Raw genomic sequence first — 26675 nt, 5'->3', positions numbered from 1 at the left:
GTCCCAGGAAACGCAAAGAGCAATCAGGATTCTTTGAAAGCCGCGCGAAGGCGTGCCACTTCTTTTTCCAGGGCGCGTACTTCGTGCTGTAAATCGGGAAGCCGGTTGAACACACCAACGCAACGCAGCCATGTCTTGTTTTCGAGCCCGGGTGAACCAGAATAAGTGGCACCGGCCGGAACATCATGCGACACAGCGCTCTGCGCGGTAAGGATGGCACGGTCGCCGATCTTCAGATGCCCGGCGGCAGCGGATTGCCCAGCCATGATGCAGCCATTGCCAATCACGGACGATCCTGCGAGCCCTACTTGTCCGCAGAGAAGGGTGTCCTCGCCAACAACGCAGGCATGTCCTACTTGCACGAGATTGTCAATTTTCGCTCCGCGTTTGATGACCGTCTCTCCAACGGTGGCGCGGTCAATGGCGCTATTCACTTGGATTTCCACGTCATCGCCGATGACAGTGCTTCCGGATTGCTGAATTTTGTGCCACGAACCGTTTGCCCGGCGCGCAAAGCCGAAACCATCTCCACCAATGACGCAGCCATTTTGCAAAATGACACGATTGCCGATCTGGCAGTTCTCGCGCACCGCCACGTGGCTATGCGCGAAGAAATCGTCCCCGATGCACGCCCCGCGGTAAATGCTGACAAAGCTGTGTAAAACAGCATGTCTCCCGATCACCACGTCGTCGTCAACGAAGCAATAGGGTCCGATATGTGCCTCCGTGCCGATTCGTGCTGATTTGGAAATGACGGCCGTTGGGTGAAGTCCTGGCTCATATGTCGGCGCTTTGTAAAAAAACTCGATGGCATGCGCGAACGCCAGGTAGGCATCGTCAGCGCGTAGCGCGGGAATCGGTATGTCTTGCTCGTTCTTAGGGACGATGATGGCGGATGCGCGAGTCGTCGAGACCGCCGAGCGATAACGCCGGTTGGCGAGAAATGTCAACTGACCCGGTGTAGCGTCCTCAATTGCGCCGACGCCCTGAATCTCTATCTCCGGGTCTCCATCAAGGTGGCACTGGAGCCGGTCCGCAATTTCTCCGAGCTTCATAATTTCCTCCATCACCGCGCTTTCGCGTCCATGCACCTGGGAAATGTCGCCGAGCCGCCGCGCAAAGGCGCGCGGAAAATGTACATCAAAGTGATGCCCGGAAACGAGCGTGCAGTTGCAGCGGAAGAAGCGCGGCTATTCGCTGAAAAGCTTTGGCTGTGAAGGTACCGCGACCGCAGGACGGCGGCGAGCCACTCCTACCACTCCAAGAACGTTCATTTCCGCAAGTGCGGTTCGCGGAATGAAAACCCAGAGGCTATTGCCATGAAGGTCAGGAGGCGTCAGCCGGACACCGTTTTCGAGCAGATCGAGCAAGTCATTGGAGATAATGCCTTCCAGCTCATCACCGTCGCGGAACCGAAGGCGCACCCATAGTCCATCGAGTTTTGGGCGGCTCAGGAATGTCTTTCTCTCCAACTGAAAATCCTCTGCAAAATCGCGGACAAAGTGAATGGACTTGATTTTGGCGAGGTCCAGAGTGTGATATTCGCCTTCGCGAGACAAAATCTCGACGGTTTCCGTCCTTCCAAGTCCGGTAGGATTAAGAAAACCCTGCTCGCGCGAGAGATCCAGTAGCAGTAGCACCACTTTCTTGTGCGTTGTGCTCGCCGCGCGCTTCATCACTAGAGCCGGGCCTCGCTGGAAAGCTGGAAAGATGTTGCGAAAGGAACAGAGCTATGTTATTGTTGCCATCGCCTGTTGTCAACCTATTGTTTTTCAATGGGTTAGGAACGGAGCGGCTGCCGATTGACCGAACATAGGCAGATTCTCAGATCGGCCTCCGTTGTCACAGCGGTAACCCTGATTAGCCGTATTTGCGGATATCTCAGGGACCAGCGAATCACCCTTTTGTTGGGTACGTCGGTTGCGGCGGATTCGTTTATTCTGACATTCCGTATCCCTAATCTTTTGAGGCGGTTAGTAGGAGAAGGCTCGTTATCCGCATCTTTCATCCCAGTCTTTGCTCGCTACCTCAAGACCCAAGACGAAAAGGCCATCTGGCAGTTTGCCAATCGCGTTTTTTGGACGCTTGCCCTCCTCGCGGGGGCGTTAGCAATTCTGGGGATGATTTTTTCCTCCCAGCTCATTCACATCTTCACGATATTTGGCTATTCCAGTGGTCACTGGGGCCTTGCCGTATATCTGAATCGCATCATTTTTCCTTACATTTTTTTCGTTTCCCTGGCCGCACTAGCCATCGGCATCCTCAACTCCTTTCAGATATTCGCCCTGCCCGCGGCTATGCCAATTCTGTTCAATCTTTCGGTCATTCTGTTTTCCGTCGGCGCTTTATATCGGCCCATCATGAAATGGGCGCCCCAGGCATATCGCACTCCGGCGGTCGCGCTGGCTGTGGGAATCCTAGTGGGCGGCGCGCTGCAGTTTCTTGCGCAGGTGCCGGCATTGGTTCGGCGCGGAATGCATTTCGATTTTGGAATCAGCTTCAAAGATCCAGGTGTGCGCCAGGTAGGGAAGCTCATGGGGCCCGGCTTTTTCGGCATTGGAATTTACCAAATCAATTTTTTTGTGGACACAATTTTTGCTACCGCATCTCGAATGCCGCGCGGTAGCGTTACCTCGCTCTACGTGGCGGAACGCATTATGGAATTGGTTCTTGGAAGTTACGCAATTGCCATGTCAACCGTGATATTGCCGATGATGTCCCACCAGGCGGCTGCGCAGAAGCACGAGGAAATGAAGAAAACATTCACCTTCGCGCTGCGTTTGGTTTCATTCATCACGATTCCGGCTGCGGTGGGGCTAGTTTTGTTGCGCGCACCCATCGTTCAGGTGCTTTTCCAGCATGGAAAATTCGTCGCGGAGTCCACTTCGCTCGCCGCGCGCGCCCTCCTTTATTACGGTTTGGGGCTGCCTGCTTTTGCCGCCGTGAAAATGGTGGTGCCGCTGTTTTACTCCGCGCAAGACACCAGAACGCCGGTACAAGTTGCGGGATTCGTCTTGCTCATTAATGTGATATTGAACGCGCTTTTCCTGGGGCTCTTTTTCCGCACGTTCTACAACGGAAGTCCCGCCCTGGCCACATCCTTGGCGGCTTATGTCAATTTTTTTGTGTTGCTCTGGATTTTCCGAAAGCGTTTTGGACGGTTGGGTTTCAAGAAAGTCATGGCGTCCCTGGGGCGTGTGGTGGCTGCATCCACGGCCATGGGCTTTGCATGCGCGGCTTTCTTGCGGTACGTCCATTTCAGTCCTGAGGGGCACTTGTTGCCGAGAGTCGGGCTGCTGTCCGCCGGCATCGTGGGAGCGGTCGCGTTGTATCTTTGTCTGGCCTGGCTATTCCGATGCGAGGAGTTGCGCGAATTGCAAAAAGTTTGGCGCAGGCCGGCGGGGGCAGCGGCATGATGAAAGAGGCTATCGCCACTCAGGCGCACCCTCGAACCTCGATCGAGGGTCTGATTCGCAGTTTCCTCAACTACCTGCGAATTGAGAAGGGTTTGTCGAAGAATACGATCCTGGCCTACGGGCGTGACTTGAAGAAATTCGACCATTTTGCTGAGAAGCGAGGTCGTGATCTCAAAGAAATCAGTCGCGACGATGTGGTTGATTTCCTTCGCACACTCTATCGCGCGGGACTCGATAGCCGCTCTGTCGCCCGGCATTTGGTTTCGTTAAGAAACTTTTTTCGATTTGCAGAAATAGAAGGTTTAATCGTAGAGGACCCCGCCGCTAATGTGGAAGCGCCTCGGTTTCGCATGCGACTGCCGGTACATTTGACAAGCGAAGAAGTAAATCGTCTGCTTGCGCAGCCGAACACGAAGGCTGTCGGAGGGATGCGAGATCGAGCCATGATCGAGATGCTTTACTCGACAGGATTGCGAGTCTCCGAACTTATGAATCTGCAGGCCAGCGACATTCATCTGGAAGCGGGCCGTCTGCGTTGCATCGGCAAAGGAAACAAAGAACGGCTCGTGCCGATGGGTCGTTCAGCGGTCAGCGTTCTTGAAGAATATTTAACGCGATCGCGGCCGAAGCTTCTGGGAAGCAAGACTTCGCCGTACGTTTTTTTAAATCGTTTCGGCGGGAAAATGGGCCGAATCGCATTTTGGAAGAAGCTTTCAGAATATGGCCGGTCCGCAGGACTTCGGATCAAACTGAAACCGCACACGTTGCGGCACAGTTTCGCGACGCATCTGCTCGAAAGAGGTGCGGATTTGCGCTCGGTACAATTGATGCTTGGGCACGCAGACATTTCAACGACCCAGATTTATACGCACGTGGTGAAGGATCGTCTGAAGGAAGTTTATAAGCAGCATCATCCTCGAGCCTGAGCGCGGGGCGCGTTCAGACTGGGGCAACATCATGCTTTAGTGCATACATGGGTATGCTCTGCGGGAGGCAGAATCTTCGATGCCTGATTACATGTATTTACTGGAAAGCCGGCTTTCGCCTGAACAGCGCGCGCTTCTTTTGCGTGTTCAGGAATTGGCACGGGCTCAGGATTCGAATATCTATTTGACGGGTGGGGCGGTCCGCGATCTGCTTTGCGGCATGCCGTTGCGCGATCTGGATTTCACTGTGGAAGGAAATCCCGTGCGCATGGTGCGCGAACTGGAAAAGGGCGGTGCGCATATAGTGTCCGAGGATGAACGTCTCCGCCATTACGAGCTGATTTTCGTGGGAGACGTTGATGGATCGATTTCCGCGGCTCGCGACGAATTCTATGCGCGTCCCGGCGCCAAGCCGGAGATGCGCTGGTCTACGGCAATGGAAGATTTGCGGCGACGCGATTTTTCCATCAATGCAGTGGCCATCTCCTTGAATCCCAATTCGCGCGGCTTGCTCCTCGATCCCACGAATGGCCTCGCGGATTTGGAGCGCCGCGAAGTTCGTGCGCTTTCCATCCATGCTTTCACAAATCAACCTATCCGCCTTATGCGGGCGTTGCGATTCTGCGCACGGATGGGTTTCAAAATGGAGCAGCGGACGCAGGAATGGTTCGACTTGGCGATCGAGCGCCGTTTGAACGAAACCATCGAGCGGCACGCCATTGGTCAGGAAGCGATGGACGTGGCGCGTGACGAAAATCCAGCCGCGATACTGAAACAATTCGAAGAACATGATTTTCTCGAAGTTATTCATCCGAAGTTACAAAGGCGGCGCCCGGATTATGACGGATTGGCAAGGCTTACGAAGGCAAAAGAAGACTTTACGTCTGTTGGGTTGAAAGTTCGTCCCGTGACGGCCTCCCTCTATTACATGTTTCGAAAGCTCGAACCGCGCATGGCCTCCGTAATGAAAGGTCTGGATATTCCCGCCGCGACCGTGGCAAGCGTCCAACATCTTCCGAGCGAAGCCAGGAAATTGCTGCAATTACTTCGTGGAAACAAAACCAAAACACCCCGGGAAGCCTATGACTTGATTTTACGGACTCCTAACGAGCGATTGGTATTTATGCAAGCAGAGTTCAGAAATCCAAGAGCGGCGAGCAAGATTCGCAATTACTTGCAGAAGTGGCGCCCGCTGCGTTTGAATTTGCCCATAACGGAATTAGGCAACCTCGGAGTGCCGCGCGGAGCGAATTTTGATAAAGTCATCGAACAGCTTTTTGAAGCCCAACTTCGCGGAAAAGGTCGTACGCCTGAGGATGTCACCAAACTCCTAAAGCAGTTTGCCGGAATCAAGGAAGAGCCTAAGAAGTCGGCTAAGGAGGAGAGAAAGAAGCGCGGCAGAGAACTTCACGCTGTGCGCCAGAAGCACGCCGCGAAACATGCGGCGGAAAACGAGACAGCCGGCGAAGTCGCTGGGCAAGCTCCGGCGAAGGTTGCCGCCAGCGCCAAAGCGCCCGCGGCGGCAGCGCACAAGCATGCTCCGCGTCCAGCGGTTCGAAAACGCACGAAGCCGTCGCGAAAGACTAAAAAGCACGCACGACGATGAACGGCGGAATCGCGGCGGTAGGCTATCGCTCGTAGCCAAGTCGCATTCATCGGTTTAGAAAGAAGGCCAGCATGGGTTCTGCAGAGTTTGTTCACTTACATCTGCACACGGACTACTCGCTCCTGGATGGTGCCTGCGAGATTGGGGAATTAACGGCCGAGGCTGCGCGTCAGAAGATGCCTGCCGTCGCCGTCACGGATCACGGCAATCTTTTTGCCGCAGCCAATTTTTTTCACGAAGCGGCCACGCACGGCGTGAAGCCGATCATCGGCTGCGAGGTCTACGTAGCGCCAGACAGCCACAAGAATAAAGGCGCTGATGCCGAGCGCTCCAATCATCTTGTCCTTCTCTGTGAAAATGACGAAGGCTATCGCAATCTGATTCGTCTGGTCTCCACAGGGTTCCTCGAAGGCTTCTATTACAAGCCGCGCATCGACCACGAACTTTTGGCGAAACATAGCCGCGGCCTGATTGCGCTTTCCGCATGTTTGCGCGGTGAAGTGACCGAACACATTCTCGAAGAGCGCCACGAACAGGCACGAACTTCAGCCTACCGCCTCCAGGAAATCTTCGGTAAACAGAACTTTTTTCTCGAAGTTCAAGATCAAGGTCTCGATGTCGATAAGCGCGTCAATCAGGGTGTAGTGCGCCTGGCAAAAGAAACGGGCATCCCGCTCGTGGCAACGAATGACTGCCATTATCTGACCAAATCCGACGCACACGCGCAGGAAGTTCTCCTGTGCATTCAGACCGGCAAGACGATGAGCGACACGAGTCGCATGCGTTTCGCCACTGACCAGTTTTATTTCAAAACCGCGCAGGAGATGGCGCAGGTATTTCGCGAGTTGCCTGACGCACTCTCCCGAACCCTCGCGATTGCCGAACGTTGTCACGTCAAAATTGAGCGTGTGCAGGATCCGTTTCCGGTTTTCCGCGTTCCAGAAGGCGACTCAACGGATTCCTATTTTGAGCGCGTCGTGCGCGAAGGCTTCGCGCAACACGCCCCGCAACTCGAAAAGCAGGCGAAAGAAAATCGCCTGCGCTATCCGCTCGCTGTCTACGAACAGCGCTTGGCCAGCGAAATCGAGATGATCAAGAAAATGCAATTTTCCGGCTATTTCTTGATTGTTTGGGACTTTATTCGCTACGCCCGCGCGCAGGGAGTGCCCGTCGGGCCTGGCCGTGGTTCAGCTGCGGGCAGTCTGGTTAGTTACGCGCTGCGCATCACGGACGTCGATCCTCTGCAGTACGATCTTCTCTTCGAGCGTTTTCTGAATCCTGAGCGCATTTCCATGCCGGATATTGATATCGATTTCTGCATGCGCCGTCGCGGCGAAGTGATCGATTACGTGCGCCAGAAATATGGCCAGGAAAATGTCGCTCAGATCATTACGTTTGGAACAATGGCGGCGAAGGCTGCCTTGAAAGACGTCGGTCGTGCACTCGACATGCCCTACGGCGAGGTTGACCGTCTCGCCAAACTCGTGCCGAATCAGCTCAATATCACGCTCGAGGATGCGTTGTCCGGGGCTTCGCCGCTCGCTGCTCAGCGGGATAGCGACGAGCGCGTCAAGGAATTGGTCGAAGTCGCGATGCGCCTCGAGGGACTGGCGCGGCACGCATCTACACACGCCGCCGGCGTGGTAATTTCTCCGCGTCCGCTTACAGAGATTGTCCCGCTCTATCGGTCAACGCGCGATGAAATCACCACGCAGTACGACATGAACGCGCTCGAGCGCATCGGCCTGCTGAAAATGGATTTTCTGGGCCTGACGACGCTTACCGTGCTTGAAGATACAGTTGGGCTCATTAAGCAAAATCGTGGTTTGGAATTGAAGCTCTCTGAATTGCCGCTGGACGACAAAGATACCTACGCGATTTTCGGCAAGGCCGACACGACCGGAATCTTCCAGTTTGAATCGCACGGAATGCGCGAAATTCTGCGTCGCTATCAGCCCGCGCGTCTCGAAGACTTGACCGCGCTCAACGCTCTATATCGCCCCGGGCCGATTCAGGGCGGGATGATCGACGATTTCATTGCCCGCAAGCACGGTAAAAAGAAAGTGTCTTATGATCTGCCGGAGCTTGAGGCGATCCTCTCGGAAACCTATGGAGTCATCCTGTATCAAGAACAGGTCATGCAAATCGCCAATCGCCTTGCGGGTTTCTCGCTTGGCGAAGCCGACATTCTGCGGCGCGCTATGGGCAAGAAAAAACGCGAAGAAATGGCCGCGCAACGCGAAAAGTTCCTGGCGGGATGCGCCGCGCGAAAAGTCCCCGCGAAAAAGGCCGAAAAGATTTTCGATCTCATGGCTGAGTTTGCCGGATACGGATTTAATAAGTCGCATTCCTGCGCGTATGCGCTCCTCGCCTATCAGACCGCCTATTTGAAGGCGCATTTTCCTGTCGAATTCATGGCGGCGATGCTGACTTCGGAGACGGGCAACACGGAAAAAGTGGTCAAGTACATCAATGAGTGCCGCGGGATGGGCATTCGCGTCCTGCCTCCCGACGTGCATCAAAGCAGCTTGTATTTCACGCCCATTGGCGAAGATGTACGCTTTGGCTTGGCTGCGATCAAAAATGTCGGCGAAAACACCGCAAAGGCCATCTGCGATGTGCGCGCCACGCACGGAAACTTCGCTGATCTTTACGGTTTTTGTGCCGCCATTGAGCCACGCTTCTTGAATCGCCGTGTTTTGGAAAGTTTGGTGAAAGCCGGCGCGATGGATTGTTTCGCCGTTCCGCGCTCGCGCCTTTGGGCCGCTATTGAAGGTGCGATGAGTCACGCGCAGAAAATGGACCGGCAGCGCAGCGTTGGCCAGCATGGTTTGTTTTTGGGCGGCGCTGCGGCCGCTCCGGGAGACCAGCCACAAAACACTTTGTTGCCTGCCGAAGATTGGACCGAAGAACAAATGCTTTCGGGAGAGCATTCTGTCCTTGGATTCTATGTTTCCGGCCATCCTCTCGACAAATACGCAGGCCAGTTGAAAGATTTGGGCGCCATCGAGCTTGGCGCATTGGAGGGCCGGCGCAATGGCGAAGAGTTGACGGTCGCTGGAATCGTCGTGCAGACACGCTCGATGCGCTCGCGGCGCGGAGCGCGCTGGGCCATTTGCAGCTTGCAGGATCGCACAGGTGGCGTGGAGGTGCTCGTTTTCCCAGAGACCTTTCAGCGGTACGAGAATCTTCTCAAAAGCGCGACGCCGATCTTGGTCCGTGGGCGCGTCAACGTCGAAGAAGCCGGAACTCGCTTCGTCGCTTTGGACGTGCGCCTCATCGAAAAAATTGGGCAAATGAACGGCAACCGCCCTCCAGGCCTAATGCGCATTCGCGTCAACCTCATGGCCGTGGACACTGGCGTGCTCGATCAGTTGCAGCGGGTGCTCGCTGAGTGTCCGGGCAAATGCCATGTTGCATTCGATCTTCTGTCGGACGATGGGACGGTGGCCACGCTGGATGCCGAGAAGAGAATTGAGCCAACGCCAGAGGTATTGGCGCGTGTACGCGAGATTTGCGGCGCGGATTCGGTAACGCTTGTGAGCGCAAATGGCGCGATGGCCACGGCCGCTGCTGCGGGAATTCCATTTTGAAAGATAGACAACGCAAACGCGAAATTGACGAACTCGAGCGCGATGTCGAGCATCTCGCTCCTCTGGCGCCCAGTGACGTCAAGGCCAGCCAGGAACTCGATCGGCTCCGCCGCGAAATCGCTGAGCTGAAGGCTGAGTTTTATTCGCACATGAGCGCCTGGCAGCGGCTCCAGATTGCGCGACATCCCCAGCGCCCGTATCTGCTCGACTTGGTCCCGCGTCTTTTCGAAAATTTCAACGAGATTCACGGTGACCGCAGCTTCGCCGACGACCCTGCCATTGTCTGCGGCATGGCGGACTATCATGGCCGCCCCGTGATGGTGATCGGCCATCAGAAGGGCCACGATACGAAGCAGCGCGTCGAGCGCAATTTCGGCCAGGCCAAGCCCGAGGGTTACCGCAAGGCTCTCCGCGCGATGCGGCTGGCCGCGAAGTTCGGCCGTCCAATCGTAGTTTTCGTCGATACGCCCGGTGCATATCCCGGCGTCGATGCGGAAGAGCGCGGACAGGCGGAGGCAATCGCGCTCAACCTGCGCGAAATGGTGCGCCTGCCCGTTCCTATCATCGTTACAATTACAGGCGAGGGCGGCTCCGGCGGAGCGCTCGCCGTCGCTATTGGCGATCGCATTCTGATGCTGGAGAACTCCGTGTATTCCGTAATTTCACCGGAGGGCTGCGCTTCCATCACGTGGAGAGATGCCTCCAAAGCTGAAGTTGCTGCAGAAGCCTTGAAAATTACTGGCACCGATTTGCTGACCTTGAAATTGATTGATGAAATTGTCCCCGAGCCCGAAGGCGGCGCCCATCTGGACCACGACGCTGCCGCGAAACTCCTCGATGTTGCCCTGACGCGCGCCTTGGACGAAGTTTCCAAGCTTCCGCCGAAAGATCTTCTGGAAGCTCGTTACGTGAAGTTCCGCAAAATGGGTCTGTTTTTCTAGAAGTCACCTCACAAATAGTTTCAGAAGGTTGGAGCCCGCCCGCACAGGCAGACTTTAGCTCTGCATAAATCGGCAAAAAATGGGGACTTTAGCCCTTGAAGCAAAGCCGTTGATCGCTTTTGATATATAGGAGCTGACTTTTAACCCTCCGCGACCGATCGCGGCTCGAAACTTTTTCGCAACCCGTTGCGTACCTGTATTTAGTTGGGCTTGCAATAAGCCCGGGAGGTGACCCGTGTTCTGTGACCAGTGTGGCAGGGAAGCGGCGCTGGATGCACATTTCTGCACCAACTGCGGCCGTGCTATGGCCGTCCAAACGGTCGGTCAGCCTGCGCGTTTTGCTGGCGCGCCGGTGCAGTATGGTTACGTTGCGTCGGCGCCTGAGCGTCGCGTCGATGCGCACATCCGTACTTTGGGAATCCTTTGGGTAGTCGCTGCACTATTGCGTTTGCTGGAAGTCGGATGGATTTGGTTTGCGGGAAGAATGATCGTACCGTCCGTACTCGGTTCCGTGCTTCCCGGATTTACGCAGGGATCTCCGCTTGATCGCGTTGTTATGGGAGGAATCGCATTTGCGTCGGCGCTGTTCGTTTTGCAGGCAGCCCTCGCGTTCATTACAGCCTGGGGACTTCTTGAACGCCAAAACTGGGGGCGTATTGTGGGCATCATCGCCGGCATTCTGTCGCTTCTGCGCTTCCCCTTGGGTACGGCTCTGGGGATTTATACGCTCTGGGTTTTGCTGCCGGCGTCTTCCGAAATCGAGTATCGCAACATGGCCCGCGCCTGAGCAGTTCCCATCCGGCAGCAGTTGGTGTTTGCGACTTGGACACTTTACCGCAGGCGCCAGTTGCTCATGGCTTTCGCCTGACATAGCGTGAGGCGGTGGAGGGGACTCACATGGAAGGCGAGGCGGGGGCGATGGCGTCAGGGGAAGTGTTTCGGCCGTATGAGCGGTTGGTTGAAATCACCGTTCTGGGGAAGACTTTTCTCGTTCCGGAAAAAAACTCTCTCCTGCGCTGCTTCCAGTTCATCAGTCCTGAGACGATTCCCTACGGCCGCTTCTGCTGGAATCAGGAGTGCCAGTATTGCCGCGTCATGTGCCAGCTCCCTGACGAAGATGCTCCGCGTCCGATTCTAAGCTGCAAGTTCATGGTTTCTCCCGGCATGAATATCACCGAACTCGCTCCCGAATTGCACGCCTGTCTGAAAAACAAATTGGGCGCCTGACGGGCGAGCTTGCTTTCCGCGTGTTTCGCGTGCGATTCTTGCCGCGATGAATCCGAATAAGGAGATTTGCTGCGATGGCTGTGGTGCGCTTGTCACTGGCGATCACCTGCGCCTCCGTGTCTCTCGCCTCGAATTTGCCACGCGCTTCCGGCCAATTCACATCGATGCGCTGATTCTGATTCCTTCGCCGCCAGCGCGTTTTGAAGATTACTTCTACAGACCTTCCAAGTCTTCTGATGACCGCGGCGTGGAATCGCGAGGTTTTTTCCGCGCGGTGCTTTCCGCTGCGAGCATTGATGCCTCGCCGTGTCGGGACGAGAAGACCCTGCTGGAAGAATTCCAGCGAGCCGGCTGTTTTCTTGCGGATTGGTCGGAGTGTCCGCCGGAGAGCGCGCACATCGTCGCCGACGGCACGTTGCGCAATCTCTTGCCCTCCGTCGTTCGTCGAATCAGATTTTCGTACCGACCAAAGCGCATCATCCCTCTTTCGCACCGCCTTTCCCCTCATCTGTCCGCGCTTCGTGAATCCTCATTGGGAGAAAGCCTCGTCCTCCAAGGCGCAGAGCCGCTGGACTTCCCGGACTTCAGCGACTCCGTTGCGGTCGCGCGCTTTCAAGCGGATTTGACTGCATTGCTCGTAAAAGGTACTCCCCGTGAAAAGGCCGCGGGTCGGTCATAGCGCCTTGTGACGCGCGTGTGATCTCTGACACGGGTCTTTGTGTCCCCCGTCACCGACTGTGGTAGACTGCTCCTTTATAAGAGTCATAGTCTCTTTTATGGGGGCCCTCATAATTATGAACGCCCGTACAAAGTTTTCCATCGGTGCCGTCATCATCGTGGGTACGTTGGTGTGGCTCGGATGGGTCGGCGCCTCGCAAAGTAAGACTTATTACCACACGATTAGGGAGCTGCAATCTTTGCAAGGATCGGCTCTGCACCAGCGCATGCGCGTCAGTGGCAATGTCGAGGAAGGTTCCATCAAGCGCCTGCCTGGTCGCATCGATTTCGTGCTCACCGAGGAGGGCAAGACGCTTCCGGTAAGTTATGTCGGCGATGCACCTCTGCCGGACACGTTCAAGGATGGCGCGCAGGCGTTGGCCGAAGGTAAACTGATGCCCGATGGCCGCTTTGTCGCCGAACAAATCCAGGCGAAGTGCGCCTCGAAATATCAGGCAACTCCAGGCGGCCAGCCTGCGGAATCTTCGCCAGCCAAGTCAACCACTCAGGCTCAGCCAGCGGGCACGGCAGGCCCGCGTAGTTAACGGGAGCAACAAAATTCAGTGGATATCATCGGTTCCTTTGCGTTAGTCCTTGCGCTTCTCGCGGCCGGATACGCATTTGCCGCCGGAATCGTTGGCATACGGACGCGCCGCGCTCTCGTCACAAGGAGCGCGCTCAATGCGGGAATGGTCACATTTCCGCTGGTGACCGTCGGCGTTGCGGCTCTCCTCACACTTTTTTTCCGCAACGACTTTTCCAGCGCTTACGTAGCCGAGCACAGCAATCGTGCTCTTCCGCTTTTCTATAAATTTGCGGCCTTATGGGCCGGGCAGGAAGGCTCCATGCTGTTCTGGAGCTGGCTGCTCTCAATCTATGCCTTCATCGCAATTTTCTCCAACCGCAAAAAGCATCCCGAGCTGATGCCGTTCGTCGGCGTCATTCTCGGCGGCATTCAATTGTTTTTCCTGATTTTGAACAATTTCGTGGCCAGCCCCTTCAGCCTTGTGGGGACGGTCAGCGCTGCCGGGGCCACGCATGTTGTCACCCTGGCCGACGGCCACGGTCTGACGCCGCTGCTTCAGTACTCCGAGATGGTCATCCATCCGCCAATGCTGTATCTCGGTTACACGGGCTGCACGGTTCCTTTTGCGTTCGCGCTGGCCGCTCTGCTCGGCCGCTATCCCGGCGAAAAGTGGATTCACATTACGCGCCGCTGGACCATGGTCGGTTGGGCTTTTCTGAGCGTCGGCATCCTGCTTGGTGGTCACTGGGCCTATCAAGTGCTCGGCTGGGGCGGTTATTGGGCGTGGGATCCCGTCGAAAACGCTTCGCTTCTGCCGTGGATCACGGAAACCGCCTTCTTGCATTCCGTCATGATGCAGGAAAAACGCGGCATGATGCGCGTCTGGAATGTCTGGCTCGTTTTCATCACCTTCATGCTGAGCATCCTTGGAACATCGCTGACGCGCTCCGGCATCGTCAGTTCGGTCCACGCTTTTGCTCAATCGTCGATTGGCTCTTGGTTTTTCAGCTTCCTTGCGTTGATTTTCGTCGTCTGCTTCGTTGCTTATTGGAAAAATCGCGACTATCTGCGGACCGACAATCAGCTCGATTCCGTGGTTTCCCGCGAATCGAGCTTCCTGTTCAATAATCTGATTCTTCTCGCCGCCTGCTTCGCCGTACTCTGGGGCACGCTTTTCCCGGTCCTCTCCGAGTGGATTGAGGGTAGCAAGATCACCGTCGGCCCGCCTTTCTTCAACAAAGTGAACATCCCCATCGCCCTTTTCCTGCTATTCCTGACTGGTGTAGGCCCGCTCCTCGCCTGGCGCAGAACGTCGCTTTCGAGCCTCAAACGCAATTTCGCCTGGCCCCTCGCTGGCGGCCTTCTCGCAGGCATCGTTGCGTTTGCGTTCGGTGACAACAATTTCTACGCCCTCATCTGCCTTATCCTCGGCGTTTTCGTGACGCTTACGATTTTCTCGGAGTTTTTCCGTGGCGCGCGCGTCCTTTCCGTTCGCAGCGGCGAAAACCTTTTTGTCTCCGTCGGTCAATTGACCATGCGCAATACGCGCCGCTACGGCGGCTATATCGTGCATCTCGCGATGGTTATGATTTTTGTGGGCATTTCCGGCCAGGCTTTTAACCGCGACGTTCAGCAGGAAATGAAAGTCGGTTCCTCTTTGACGATTGGTCCCTATCAACTCGTCGCCCAGAATTTCGACGAAACTTCCAACGCAAATTACACCGCTGATCGCGCCACGGTCGAAGTCCTCGAAAATGGCAAATCCATCATGATGCTTTACCCAGAGCGCCGCCTTTACACGGCAAGCGGTATCACGCAAACGGTTGTCGCTCTGCATTCGACTCTCGCACGCGATCTGTATGTCGTTTACGCGGGCACGAGTCCGCAGGACAATACGCCCGTTCTCCACGTATACTTGAATCCGCTCGTCAAATGGATTTGGCTCGGCGGCCTCGTCTTGGTCTTGGGAACCGTCCTTGCCCTGATTCCCAGCCGCCAGCTCCAGATTGCCTTGCACGCGGCGCCGGAAATGTCGCCGGCAGAGTCGCGCCGCGTACCTGTTGCTGTTGTGCACCCAGGAGATGACTGACGCCATGTCCCTGCCTCGCAAATTCGCCGCGTTCGCAGCGGGACTTTTTTTTGCCGGTTCTCTGGCTTTCCCTGCCGTTGCGCAAAATTCACCGGACGCACGCGCCAAGGCCCTCAACGATCGCGTCATGTGCATGTGCGGTGGTTGCAACGAAACTGCAGGGAAGTGCAATCACATGGGTGGCGCGTTTGCCGGCCCGTGCGATGTCGCGCAGAAGGAAATGAAGGAAATTTCCGACCGCATTGCTGGCGGCCAATCCGATGATTTGGTCTTGCAGTCGTTCGTGCAGGAATACGGCCCAACGGTCTTAATCTCTCCGGGTGCGGGCGGCTTTGACTTCTGGGCATGGGCCATGCCCGTGGTGATGCCTTTGCTCGGTATCGCCCTTGTGTTTTTTGTGGTTATGCGCTGGAGGAAGAGAGTGGCGCTCAGTGGCGCGCCGAAGATTTCGCCCGAGCTCTTGGCGCGCGCGCAAAGCGAAATGGACCGTCGCCTCGACGACTAATGATTATTATATGACCGCCGAATGGATTCTCGTTGCCGTCTGCTGCATTGTTCTCGCGATCGGCACTTTATGGTTCGTGTTCGGCATTCGCTTGGACGCCTCCGACACCGCGCCGCATCGCTCGAAGCTCGATCAATTGCTCGAGCGGCGCGACATCATTTACGAAAACCTGCGCGATCTTCGTTTCGAGCATCGCGCCGGCAAATTTTCCGAAGAAGATTTCGAAGAAATGAGGCGCGCGCTGGAAATCGAGGCGGCTAAAGTCATCGGCGAGATGGACAAACTCACCGGCGGCGCGCCCACGCCCGCCGTCCGGCAGGCTATGGCGGAGAGATCGCGCCGATGAAATTTCCGGAAAATCCAGCATGAATGCCGTTCGCGTTATAAGATTAGCATCGGGATATAGGACAGGAGAGATCGTGGCAGGCAATCAGTTTCCCGGTTGGCGGCGCGCAATAAAGAGCGGGTCTGTCGTTTTGTTTTTTGCATTTTGCGGCGCGATGCTCGCCGTCGCGGGCACGGTCACCGGCACGGTACGCAACGGAACAACCAATAAACCTGTCGCCGGCGCCGAAGTCATCCTGCTCCAATTGCAGGGGGGCATGGATCCCGTTGCCACGGCCAAAACCGATTCCAGCGGCCACTTTTCGATCACCAACGACGCGCTCGGCGGCTCTCCCATGCTTCTTCGCGTTCCCTATAAGGGCGTCCTGTACCATCAGCCGATTTCGCCCGGTGCTACAACCGCCGACGTCGAGATCTATGAGCCAACAAGCGACCCGCACTCGTTTACGGTCACCTCTCGCGCTATCATTCTTCAGCCAAAGGGTTCCGATCTGCTCGTCGGCGAAGAATACGACATTCAGAATCAGTCGAACCCTCCTGTCGCCTATTTCTTGAAGGATGGCACGTTCAAATTCCAGGTTCCTTCCGGTGGTCAGCTCAATCAGGTGTCTGCTTGGGGCGCGACGGGCATGCCCGTCATTCAAGGCACAATTGATTTGGGTAAAGGCCTTGAAGCTGTTGATTGGCCATTCCGTCCCGGCGACAATGGCATCCGCATCACCTATCAGCTTCCCTATGCCTCAAATCAGGCGACGCTTCAGAATTCCTCCCGTTACAACGTCCAGCGCGTGCTTCTCGTCGCGCCTCCGGGGCTTCAGGTTTCGAGTGAGGGTTTCGCTCCCGCTGGCACGGAGCAGGGTTACAACGTCTATACGCGCGACTCCGTGGCCGCGAATACGCCGATCAGCATCGCTGTCTCTGGGACGGCCCCCGAGCCCGCGGCAGCTTCGCCCGGTGACACGCAGGATCCCTCCGTAAACTCGCGAGCCGATTCCAGTGACGCTGCGGCTTCTGTCACCACGCTTCCGCCGCGTCTCGACGACAATTTGAAGTACATCCTCATTGCCGGATTTTCGGGGCTTTTCATTCTCGGGGTGCTGTTTTTGTGGCGCAAGCCTGCTGCTGTGCCGGTTGCGTCCGGCGCGGCTATTGGCGCGCCGCCTGCTGCGCCTGGGAAGCGCTTCCCGCGCCGGGCCGCGGAAGAAAAGGCTTCTGCCGCATCCGTCGCTCAAGTGCAGCGCGAAGTGACGCATAGTCTCGATGAGTTGAAGGAAAATCTCTTTCGTCTCGAGCTGCGCCATCAGGCAGGCACAATCAGCGAAGAAGATTACGCCCGCGAGCGCCAGCGAACCGAAGCCATTCTCCGCGATTTGGTGAAGGGCTGAGCTACCTCCTTGCCGACTTTGCAACCGAACAACTCCATCGGTGTTTCCTTCGTGCAAGTCGAAAAACGCTACGGCGCGTTCTTCGCTCTCCGTCAAATTTCTCTGGAAATTCTGCCCGGCGAATGTGTGGCTTTGCTCGGCCACAATGGGTCCGGTAAAACGACCCTTCTGAAAACCGCCGCGCTTCTCGTTCGCCCTTCTTCCGGCCGCGTCTCCTTTCCCGGAGCGAAATCGCAGGATCGCATCGCCGTTCAGCGTTACATCGGCATGGTTGGCCACAACATCCTCGCGTATGACGAATTGAGCGCGAAAGAAAATCTCGAGTTCTTCGCGCGTCTCTACGATCTCGATTCGCCCAAAAGATCCGCCGCCGAAGCTCTTGACGCCGTCGGTCTCGCAACTCGTGCCATGAGTCTCGTGCGCACATTTTCTCGCGGCATGCGCCAGCGCCTGGCTATCGCTCGCGCGCTGCTATCTTCTCCGTCACTCTTGCTTTTGGACGAGCCTGCTGCCGGCCTCGATCATCAGGGCTCGGTCTGGTTTGCAGAGACTCTTCGCCGTCTCCGGGCCGAAGGCCGCACCATCCTCATGAGCACTCACGCGCGCAATGAAGCTCTCGACATCTTCACGCGCGCGATCCTCATCGCCAGTGGCCGCGTCGAGCGCGACACCGGCACGGGCGGCGATCCTCGCCCGCTCTTCGCGCAAATGCAAGCGAGCGCCTGAATGACCACAGCTCGCGCCGCCGCGATTGTCTTCGGCAGGGAAGTCCGCGCTGAAATGCGCACGCGCGAGCTCCTGCAAACCACCATCGTTTTTGTAATCATCGTCGTCACGCTCTTCAATTTCGCTTTCGAGCCTGACGTCGCCGAAGCGCGCCGCATCGGCCCGGGCCTGATCTGGATCACGCTGCTTTTCGCGGGGTCGTTGATGTTGAATCCGTCTTTCGCCAAAGAGCAAAATAACGACACCATCTATGCTTTGCGGATGGCGCCCGCTACGTCGTTCGCCATCGTCCTCGGCAAGACGCTCGCGAATCTGTTGTTTCTTTCCATCACCGAAATAATTCTCGTTCCCGTTTTCTCCGTGCTATATAACGTGCCCGTGCTTCCCGTGCTGGGCCGCCTTGCGCTGGTGCTTTTACTCGGCACATTTGGCTTGGTCGTTGTCGGCACGGTTTTCTCGGCGCTGGCCACGCAGGCGCGGCTTCGCGAGTTGCTCCTGCCTCTGCTGTTGTTGCCGGTGATGATTCCGCTCCTGAGCGCCGCCGTCGAAGCAACGGCAGGGCTTTTCGAAAAACCCGCGGCGCTCGATCGGACCTGGCTTTCCATGCTGATCGCCTTCGACGTTGTTTTTTTCACCGCGTCGTGGCTGCTGTGCGATTATTTGTTGGAGGAATGACGGGCCATGAAACGCTACGGCATCTTCGCGCTGATTCTCGCAGGGCTGATGGTTTTCGCGGGCTATGCCGCGCTCTTCATCGCTCCCGACGAAGCCACTATGCACGCCATTCAGCGCATTTTTTATTTTCACGCCTCTTCCGGTTGGGCTGCCATGGAAGCGTCAATGATTGTTTTCTTCGCGAACATCGCCTATTTGGCCAAGCGCGATTTGAAATGGGACTGGCTCGCTATCTCAGCCGTCGAGGTCAGCGTGGCGTTTTGGACCGTCATGCTGGTCACCGGACCGATCTGGGCGCATCCCGTCTGGGGTGTCTGGTGGACCTGGGATTGGCGCCTGACGCTCACTCTCGTCATTTGGATTCTCTACCTGTGCTACATGATTTTTCGTACTCTCCTTTCCGATCCGGAACGCCGCGCCGTGTTTTCCGCCGTCTTCGGCATTTTCGTCTTTCTCGGTGTCCCGCTCGACTATCTCTCCATCCGCATCTGGCGCACGCAGCACCCGCAGCCTGTGATTTTCGGCGGACAAAATTCCGGCCTCGATCCCACGATGGCCAAAGTATTTTTTTATTGCAGTGGTGTGATGACTCTGCTCATGATTCTCCTCGTGATCAAGCGCTATCGTTTGGAGCGCCTGCGCCATGAAGCCGAGGAACTGAGACTTTCCGTCGAAGAGGCTTCCGAATCGGCGGCTGCGATCCGAAATTCTTAGGAGGCAGAATGCACATCCAGAATTTTGGCAGTTTGTTTGCCGCATATATCGCGGTCTGGGCCATTTTTTTTATCTACGATTTTACCGTCGCTCGCCGCATCGCGCGCGTCGAAAAGGACCTTAGCGAATTGAAGCGCCGGTTGCCCGGCAAGTAAGGAGAGTCTCGCCGGAAAAGGCTTCCGCAAGCTGCAAATGGAATCGCGCAAAAAAATCGCCGTTGTTTTATTTCAACTTGGCGGTCCCGATACGCTCGAGGCCGTCGAGCCATTTCTCTACAATCTTTTTTGCGATCCCGAAATCATCAATTTCATGGGTGCCAGTCTCGCGCGTCGGCCGCTCGCCAAATGGATCGCTTCGCGCCGCTCGCAAATCGTCAAGGAGCATTACGCGGCCATCGGCGGCGGCTCTCCGATCATTGATCTCACAAATCGCCAGGCCGCCGCTCTCGGCGCAGCTCTTGCGCCTCACGTTGACGCCAAAGTCGTTGTCGCCATGCGTTACTGGCATCCGCGCACGGAAGAGGCCGTCGCCCAATTGCAGGACGCGAAATTCGAGCAGCTTGTCCTCCTGCCTCTTTACCCGCACTACAGTTTCGCTACGACCGGCAGCAGCCTGAAAGAATGGCAGCGTCTCTATCGCAACAATGGCATGCCAGTCCGCACCGTCAGAGATTTCCATGCGCATCCTTTGTATATCGCAGCCTTGGTCGAAAAAATGAACGAAGCATTCGCCAAAGCCTCGGACCCGTCGTCGTTGCACATTGTCTTCAGCGCTCACGGCTTGCCATTGAGCCTGATCGAGCGCGGTGACCCATATCCAAAGCAAATCGAGGAGACCGTTTGTCTTGTGATATCTGCCGGCGGCTGGAAAAATCCTCATACGCTCTGCTTTCAGAGCCGCGTCGGCCGTCAGAAATGGCTTGAGCCCTCGCTCACTAGCACAATCGAATCGCTTGCGAAGAGCGGAGTAAGCCGCATGCTCATCGTCCCCATATCTTTCGTCACTGAGCACATCGAAACGCTCCACGAAATCAATATCGAGGCCCGCGAAGAGGCCGAACACCTCGGCGTCAGGGAATTCCTCATGATGCCCTCGCTCAACGATTCGCCGACTTTCATCAGTGCCCTCGTCGACCTCACACTGAAGGCCATGCAATAGCAAGGTCCATCGCTCTGTCGTGCCGCGATGCATCAGAAAATAGTGCCGTATAAGCTCTTGACACGGCTTGCCGGTCAGAATATAAAAGTATCTTTGCTACGCGCTCATAGAATTCATATTGATACACACGCGCGAGTAAGCAGTTAGATCGCACGATGCCGGAACAAATACAGCCGAAGAGTGCTGAAAAACCTGGCGCTTCTCCATCGCCAGCCGCCGCTGCAAAATCCAATTCCTCGGATTCGCCTGAAGTGGTCAATCGGCAGCGTCGCCGTCTTATCTGGACTTGCCTTTGGGGTTATCTCGGCGTCAATTTTCTGATGTTCCTTCGGTATTTTTTCCCGCGCGCCCTCTTCGAGCCTCCCACCATCTATAACGCGGGATATCCGGCGGATTTCAGCCTCGGAATTGATCAGCGTTTTTTGCAATCGGAGCGCTGCTGGGTCGTGCGCGAGCCGGGCCGCCTTTTCGTGATCTTCGCCCAGTGCACGCATCTTGGCTGCACTCCCGACTGGGAAGCGGCCCAGAACATTTTTCATTGCCCCTGCCACGGCAGCGAGTACGACAGCGAAGGCGTCAACTTCGCGGGCCCCGCGCCGCGCCCGATGGACCGCTGCTTTGTTCAGATCGATCCGTCTGGTCAAATCGTTGTAGACACAAGCAGACGTTACATCATGGATCCGGCCGCGGGCACAAACCAGTTTAATGACCCGGGTGCGTATATCGCCGTCTGAAATCGCAGGAAGCATCGTTTCCAAATGTTTCGAACTGTAGAAGGGTCAGGAAGGACAAAAAGCTATAAATGGCCGATGAGAGCGGGGAGAACGGGCGGAAAACCGGCGTTCTCGACACCCTGAAGGAAAAAACGCAAGAGCTTGGCGAGACGGTAAAAAGTAAAGCTCGCGAGCAGGCCGAAGAGCTGAAGAAGCCCCAGGAAACTCAGCTCTATCGCGCGATTTTCCGTATTAAGCATAATGACGAGCCGCGCAATCGCGCGCTCTCCACTCTCAATAACCTTTTCTTTCACATTCATCCCGCAAAAGTAAATCGCGATGCGACGCGCTACAGCTACACCTGGGGTATGGGCGGCATCACGTTTTATCTTTTCATCGTGCTGGTTTTCACCGGCGTGTGTTTGATGTTTTATTACCACCCCACAAAGATTCAGGCCTTTCGCGACATTCTGTACCTCGAAAACGACGTCCCCTTCGGCCGCCTGCTGCGCAATATGCATCGCTGGGCTGCACACTTGATGGTCATGGCCGTTTGGCTGCACATGTTTCGCGTCTATATGTCGGGTTCTTATAAGCGCCCGCGCGAATTCAATTGGTGCATCGGCGTCCTCCTGATGGTTTTGACTTTACTCCTTTCGTTCACCGGCTATTTGCTGCCGGACGATCAGCTCGGCTTTTGGGCTGTCACGGTCGGAACGAACATGGCGCGCGCAACGCCGCTGCTTGGTTCGCAGGGGCCGTTCGGTCCGCAATTAGGCATGACGTCCTATAACGACGTCCGCTTCGGATTGTTGGGCGGCTCGATTGTTGACGCCAACGCGCTGCTTCGTGCTTATATTTGGCATTGCATCGCGATTCCATTGATTGCTTCGATTTTCATGGGTGTGCATTTCTGGCGCGTCCGCAAAGACGGCGGCATCTCCGGGCCGTCTCCGGTGATGTTGGAGTCGGAAGCCAAAGTTTAGGGGTAGCCGGGCGGTATCCTCGCCCCTGGCCGCGCCGCGAGATGCGTGAGTGGCAAGGAAAATTTGGCAGGTCAGTTTGAATTTTCTTGATCGTGACACAAGAAGTTAAAATTCAAACTGACCAAGTGCCTAAAATTTAGAGAAGGGAACTAAACGCAGAAGATGTGGGGTGATTGGCACCAGCTCTGGGTGATCATATCCGCGCCGGATAACATTCCGATCGTGGCCATGCTGATCCTCGTGCCATTTTTCACGTGGTACGCGTTCCACAACGCATCGGCCAATGATCGCCTGATCGCGCAGCTTGAGGCCGATCCGCAATTGGCCCGCACCCACCATCGCACCACGTATCCCTATAACTCCCGCTGGGAGCGCGAGCTGCACACCAATCCCTTCCTGATGCGCAAGGAATTGCTCGCCGCGGTTATCGTTACAATCATTCTGATGATCTGGGCAATGACGTTGAACGCGCCGCTCGAAGAGCCTGCCAACGCCAGTGTCACCATGAATCCTGCGAAAGCGCCGTGGTATTTTTTGGGCCTGCAGGAAATGCTCGAATATTTCGATCCCTGGATCGCCGGCGTCATCATTCCCACGTTGATCATCGTTGGCCTCATGGCCATTCCGTTCATTGACGCCAATCCGCTCGGCAACGGCTATTACACCTATAAGCAGCGCCGCCACGCCGTCTGGACGTATTTGATCGGTTTCGAAGCTATCTGGCTCGTGCTCGTCTCCATCGGCACGTTCATCCGCGGCCCTGGCTTCATGTGGTATTGGCCCACGCAAACTTGGGACCCGGATCGTATTGAGTTCAACGTGAACCAGAACCTCGATCAGGTCTTTCACGTAGATGGCACATGGCTCGCGCATATTTTGCCGTCGAGCTGGCAGGCCAGCGCTCCTCTGATTGCCAAGGGCCTCTTCGGAATTATTCCCATGGTCGTCTACGGCGTCCTCGCGGTTCTGTTCATTCACTGGATTTGCATGCGTACGGAGTACAGCCGCAAAATTTATCGTAAGATGAGTCTGCTTCAAACCGTGACCATGTACGTTTTCTTGATCACCATGCTTTTTCTGCCGGTGACGATTTTTCTCCGGCTCGTGTTCCGCATCAAGTACATCTGGGAGACGCCATGGTTCAGCATCTAGCTGCTGTCGGCGCCCGCTTAGAGGAGATTCCGTTTGCCTGAACTTCCGCCAGACGATCCGATTAAGAGCCGGTCGTTTGCCAACGTTATTCTGATTGCATTCTTCGTCTTGCTCCTCTGCGTGAGCTGGTCCATGTATCAGGAGTTCATCGGCCTGCGCCCGTGGCGCAGCTATCAACGCGAATTCGCTTCCGCTTATTCCACCTATTTGCAGAAGGAAATTCGCACTCGCAAGGCGGCGGAAAAGGCTGTCTCCTCCTCCGCTGATTACCAGAAGCTGGAAGCCAGTCTGAAGCAGGCTCAGGATGCGGCCAAGCCCAAAGATGCCGAAATCGAACAGCGAATCGCCATCGTGGATCTCCAGCGCGCCGCCATCCTCCACGCTTTTCAAACCGACCGCAGCTTGGTCGGCTCGCTCATCTACGATTACGAGATTGTTCCGAATACTGCCGAATACAAGAGCGAAAAACAGAGCCGTTTGAAAGATGTCCTCGACGCCGAAGCCAGAACCTATTCGGTGGACTGGCCCGAAGCCGGCGGCAAAACCACGCCGCGCGAGATGAATTATCAGCAGCTCAACGACGGTTTTAACGATCTGCTCAATAAGAAAGCTCAGCTCACCGCCAGCGAAGGCGACGCCAATAAGCCCGTGAAGGATGCGCAGGACGCTCTGGATGCGTACTTGGGCGGAAAGCTCGCGGGTCTGAACTCTTCTCAGTTAGAGGGTCTGCTGAACACGGTTCATTCCATGGACGTCACGCTGGTCCAGATCAATGTCAATCCGCCGGGTCACGAAATCAACGATGTCGGCGGCGTTGGCCTCACGGATCGTTGCCAGTCCTGCCACGTCGGCATGAACCCGAAATACGTGCCGCCTGGCTTCACTCTCACGAAAACCGATCTCGGCATGGCGAAAAGCAAAGACGCTCCGTTCTCTAGCCATCCCGATCAAGATCTTTTCAAGTGGCATCCGCTAGATACATTCGGCTGCTCGCCCTGCCATGGCGGCAATGGCCGCGCTCTCGACACTGTAGAAACAGCCCACGGGCGCTATGAACACTGGCTCTGGCCTCTTTACTATCCGGAAAATTACGAAGCTGGCTGCCAGCAATGCCATTCCGCTGACGCCTGGACCGAACACGCTCCTGTCTTGAACGAAGCGAAGATGCTCTTCCGTGAAAAGGGCTGTATCGGCTGCCACAATTATTCCGGATTTGACAGCCAGACCGATCAGTTGCAGGACACCATTCGCGAAATCGCCAGTCTCGAAAAAGAAAAGGACGCGGACAATCAGGAAATTCCCCAGTTGAATAAGCAAGGCGACCAGGCCCCGGACAACGCCACGGCGCAGAAACTCTATGCCGAGGCAACCGACCTCACGGTCAGCGTCAGTAAAATTGACGCGCGCGTTGAACAGCTCGACGAATTGAGCCACAGCTTGCAGCAGGAAGTGAAGCGCGTCGGTCCGGACCTCAAAGAAGTCCGCATGAAGCTCAATCCGAATTGGATTCCGTACTGGCTGAGCCGCACGTGGAATTTCGATCCCACGACCAAAATGCCGCAATTCCAGTTGCAGCCCGACGAAGTCCAGGCTATCTCTGCGTTCATCTGGCAGCAAGGGTTGAAGGGCCCAGCGCTCGATAAGCAGCCCGCCGGTGACGCCGCCAAGGGCAAGGATCTGTTCAATTCCCTCGGATGCCTCGCCTGCCATTCCATGGGCAGCGGCTCGCAGCAAATAGGCGGCGATGTGGCTGCCAATCTCAGCCGCGTCGGCGAAAAGGCCAACTACGATTATTTGGTTCGCTGGATTCACGATCCGCGCGCGCGCACCGCGCCTTATGATCCCTATCTTCACCGGGATCTCACGCCTGCGGATTACGCCAAGAAGGGCCTCCCATTCGTTTTCGATCTTCAGCATTCCACGAGTCCTGTCGATGGTCACGAATTGGTCGTCGAACAGCAGACCATCATGCCGGACTTCCGCCTCAGCTGGGAGGAAGCGCGCGATATCGCCAGCTATCTGATGACGCAAAAAGATCCCAGCGCGCATTACGATCAGGCCTCGTATATCAACGATCCGAAGCTCTTCGACAAAGGCCGCACTCTTGTCGAGCACTATGGCTGCGCTGGCTGTCACGAAATTTCCGGTCTCGAAGACGCTGCGCGCGTCGGAACGGATCTCACTCAGGAAGGCAGCAAACCCATCGAGCGCTTCGATTTCGCTTTGCTTTACACCAAAGCTCAGGATGGCATTCTGCCTGACGGCAAGCGCCTGATGCGCGACGGCGAGCCGAGTTCTTGGTATGACCTGAAGGGTTTCTTTGACGAGAAGCTTTCGAACCCCGAGATTTTCGACGAAGGCAAGTACAAGCCCGACCCGATGGATCGGCTGCACATGCCCAAGCCGAATATCGATGGGCAGCAGCGCGACGCTCTGGTTTCCTTCCTGCTCGGCAGCACGGAATCCACGCTTCCGCCAAGCTATCAGTATTTGCCCAGCGACCAGCGCAAGTACATTCAGCAAGGCTGGTGGATCGTCACGAAATACAACTGCATCGGCTGCCATCAGGTCGATATAGGCCAGAAAACCGTTCTGATGGGCCTGCCGATGTATCAGGGCGATAACGCCATCAACCTTCCGCCGGTGCTCACCAGTGAGGGCGCACGCGTCAATCCGGAATGGCTCAAGGGCTTTCTCGCCAACCCTGCGCTCAGTGCCACGGACGTCGATCGCGACGGCGTGCGGCAGTATTTGAAAGTCCGCATGCCCACGTTCTTCCTCTCCGATGACGAGATCCGCAAGCTCGTGCTCTTTTTTGAGGCTTTGTCGTCGCAGCAGGAGCCGTTCATTCCGCAAAATCTTGCGCCGCTCACCGATCAGGAGCGCTCTCTCGCTCGCAGCATCTTCACGAGTCCGGCCGCTCCCTGCTTGAAGTGCCATATGACCGGCAATCTGGCGCACGACAAAAACGCCACTGCACCCAATTTGTTGCTGGCTGGCCAGCGTCTTCGCGCTCCGTGGACCCAGCGCTGGATTACGGAGCCGGCCACGATCATCCCCGGCACAGCTATGCCGTCCGGTTTGTTTGTCCGTCAGGACGATCGCTGGGTTTTCAATGGCCCGCTTCCCGCCGCCGCAAAGCAATACAAGGGCGACGAAGCCGATTTGCTCACGCGCTATCTCTTTGAAATGACGCCGCAGGAACAGGCGATGGTGACCGGGCGCACCCCGTCTGCGCCGAATTCCGGTTCATCCTCGGCCAAAAAGTAATATCC

At 56.2% G+C, this 26675-nt stretch carries 23 protein-coding genes and 1 pseudogene; 22 read left to right on the top strand and 2 right to left on the bottom strand.

Translation table 11 applies throughout. The features are described 5' to 3' along the window. Positions 1 to 23 precede the first annotated feature (23 nt). Both lpxD and VGR81_01165 read right to left on the bottom strand, forming a co-directional pair. Positions 24 to 1055, bottom strand: a complete 1032-nt coding sequence (gene lpxD / locus VGR81_01170) for a UDP-3-O-(3-hydroxymyristoyl)glucosamine N-acyltransferase (protein HEV2287544.1) — start codon at positions 1053 to 1055, stop codon at positions 24 to 26. Positions 1056 to 1190: 135 nt separating this feature from the next. Continuing rightward, entirely contained in the window at positions 1191 to 1676 is a 486-nt protein-coding gene (locus VGR81_01165; protein ID HEV2287543.1) for a hypothetical protein, read from the bottom strand. 126 nt (positions 1677 to 1802) lie between these two features. On the opposite strand from VGR81_01165, the gene murJ reads away from it, so the two are divergent. From murJ to VGR81_01055, 22 genes and pseudogenes are all read left to right on the top strand, one after another. After that, a complete protein-coding gene (gene murJ, locus VGR81_01160; protein HEV2287542.1) occupies positions 1803 to 3416 on the top strand; it encodes a murein biosynthesis integral membrane protein MurJ in 1614 nt (537 codons plus the stop codon). A gap of 59 nt (positions 3417 to 3475) precedes the next feature. Next, positions 3476 to 4342: pseudogene (gene xerD, locus VGR81_01155) on the top strand (site-specific tyrosine recombinase XerD). Between the two features lie 79 nt (positions 4343 to 4421). Then, positions 4422 to 5948, top strand: a complete 1527-nt coding sequence (locus VGR81_01150) for a hypothetical protein (protein ID HEV2287541.1) — start codon at positions 4422 to 4424, stop codon at positions 5946 to 5948. Positions 5949 to 6019: 71 nt separating this feature from the next. Next, positions 6020 to 9541 (top strand): DNA polymerase III subunit alpha, encoded by a 3522-nt coding sequence (gene dnaE, locus VGR81_01145; protein HEV2287540.1) that lies wholly within the window; start codon positions 6020 to 6022, stop codon positions 9539 to 9541. Continuing rightward, a complete protein-coding gene (locus VGR81_01140; protein ID HEV2287539.1) occupies positions 9538 to 10482 on the top strand; it encodes an acetyl-CoA carboxylase carboxyltransferase subunit alpha in 945 nt (314 codons plus the stop codon). Before dnaE ends, VGR81_01140 begins: the two co-directional genes overlap by 4 nt. Positions 10483 to 10786: 304 nt before the next feature. After that, complete coding sequence (locus VGR81_01135; GenBank protein ID HEV2287538.1) at positions 10787 to 11269, top strand: hypothetical protein; 483 nt, start codon at positions 10787 to 10789, stop codon at positions 11267 to 11269. Between the two features lie 110 nt (positions 11270 to 11379). Beyond that, a complete protein-coding gene (locus VGR81_01130; GenBank protein ID HEV2287537.1) occupies positions 11380 to 11709 on the top strand; it encodes a hypothetical protein in 330 nt (109 codons plus the stop codon). 46 nt (positions 11710 to 11755) lie between these two features. Then, the gene (locus tag VGR81_01125; GenBank protein HEV2287536.1) at positions 11756 to 12388 is read left to right on the top strand and encodes a hypothetical protein; all 633 of its coding nucleotides are present in this window, start codon (positions 11756 to 11758) and stop codon (positions 12386 to 12388) included. Between the two features lie 115 nt (positions 12389 to 12503). Further along, entirely contained in the window at positions 12504 to 12971 is a 468-nt protein-coding gene (locus VGR81_01120) for a cytochrome c maturation protein CcmE (GenBank protein HEV2287535.1), read from the top strand. 18 nt (positions 12972 to 12989) lie between these two features. Beyond that, positions 12990 to 15041 carry a heme lyase CcmF/NrfE family subunit gene (locus tag VGR81_01115; protein ID HEV2287534.1) on the top strand — a complete coding sequence of 684 codons (2052 nt, stop codon included), beginning with the start codon at positions 12990 to 12992 and terminating at the stop codon, positions 15039 to 15041. 4 nt (positions 15042 to 15045) lie between these two features. Beyond that, entirely contained in the window at positions 15046 to 15546 is a 501-nt protein-coding gene (locus VGR81_01110) for a cytochrome c-type biogenesis protein CcmH (GenBank protein HEV2287533.1), read from the top strand. Positions 15547 to 15556: 10 nt separating this feature from the next. After that, on the top strand, positions 15557 to 15892 hold the full coding sequence (locus VGR81_01105; GenBank protein HEV2287532.1) for a hypothetical protein: 336 nt from the start codon (positions 15557 to 15559) through the stop codon (positions 15890 to 15892). 73 nt (positions 15893 to 15965) lie between these two features. Continuing rightward, a complete protein-coding gene (locus VGR81_01100) occupies positions 15966 to 17276 on the top strand; it encodes a carboxypeptidase-like regulatory domain-containing protein (GenBank protein ID HEV2287531.1) in 1311 nt (436 codons plus the stop codon). A gap of 9 nt (positions 17277 to 17285) precedes the next feature. Continuing rightward, a complete protein-coding gene (locus tag VGR81_01095) occupies positions 17286 to 18002 on the top strand; it encodes an ABC transporter ATP-binding protein (GenBank protein ID HEV2287530.1) in 717 nt (238 codons plus the stop codon). Further along, entirely contained in the window at positions 18003 to 18677 is a 675-nt protein-coding gene (locus tag VGR81_01090) for a heme exporter protein CcmB (protein ID HEV2287529.1), read from the top strand. A gap of 6 nt (positions 18678 to 18683) precedes the next feature. Continuing rightward, on the top strand, positions 18684 to 19391 hold the full coding sequence (locus VGR81_01085; GenBank protein ID HEV2287528.1) for a cytochrome c biogenesis protein: 708 nt from the start codon (positions 18684 to 18686) through the stop codon (positions 19389 to 19391). Between the two features lie 8 nt (positions 19392 to 19399). Further along, on the top strand, positions 19400 to 19546 hold the full coding sequence (locus tag VGR81_01080; GenBank protein ID HEV2287527.1) for a CcmD family protein: 147 nt from the start codon (positions 19400 to 19402) through the stop codon (positions 19544 to 19546). 37 nt (positions 19547 to 19583) lie between these two features. Next, positions 19584 to 20549 (top strand): ferrochelatase, encoded by a 966-nt coding sequence (gene hemH / locus VGR81_01075; protein ID HEV2287526.1) that lies wholly within the window; start codon positions 19584 to 19586, stop codon positions 20547 to 20549. Positions 20550 to 20704: 155 nt separating this feature from the next. After that, entirely contained in the window at positions 20705 to 21283 is a 579-nt protein-coding gene (locus VGR81_01070) for a Rieske 2Fe-2S domain-containing protein (GenBank protein ID HEV2287525.1), read from the top strand. Between the two features lie 68 nt (positions 21284 to 21351). Then, positions 21352 to 22248: a cytochrome b N-terminal domain-containing protein gene (locus VGR81_01065; protein HEV2287524.1), complete on the top strand. Its 897-nt coding sequence runs from the start codon at positions 21352 to 21354 to the stop codon at positions 22246 to 22248. Positions 22249 to 22410: 162 nt separating this feature from the next. After that, on the top strand, positions 22411 to 23400 hold the full coding sequence (locus VGR81_01060; GenBank protein ID HEV2287523.1) for a hypothetical protein: 990 nt from the start codon (positions 22411 to 22413) through the stop codon (positions 23398 to 23400). A 33-nt stretch (positions 23401 to 23433) separates the two neighbouring features. Further along, the gene (locus tag VGR81_01055; GenBank protein HEV2287522.1) at positions 23434 to 26670 is read left to right on the top strand and encodes a hypothetical protein; all 3237 of its coding nucleotides are present in this window, start codon (positions 23434 to 23436) and stop codon (positions 26668 to 26670) included. Positions 26671 to 26675 lie beyond the last annotated feature (5 nt).

The organism is Candidatus Acidiferrales bacterium (assembly GCA_035934015.1).
GTDB lineage: Bacteria > Acidobacteriota > Terriglobia > Acidiferrales > UBA7541 > DAHUXN01.
The sequence above is the reverse complement of the archived record's forward strand: the minus strand, read 5'-3'. Positions and strand labels throughout refer to the sequence as shown.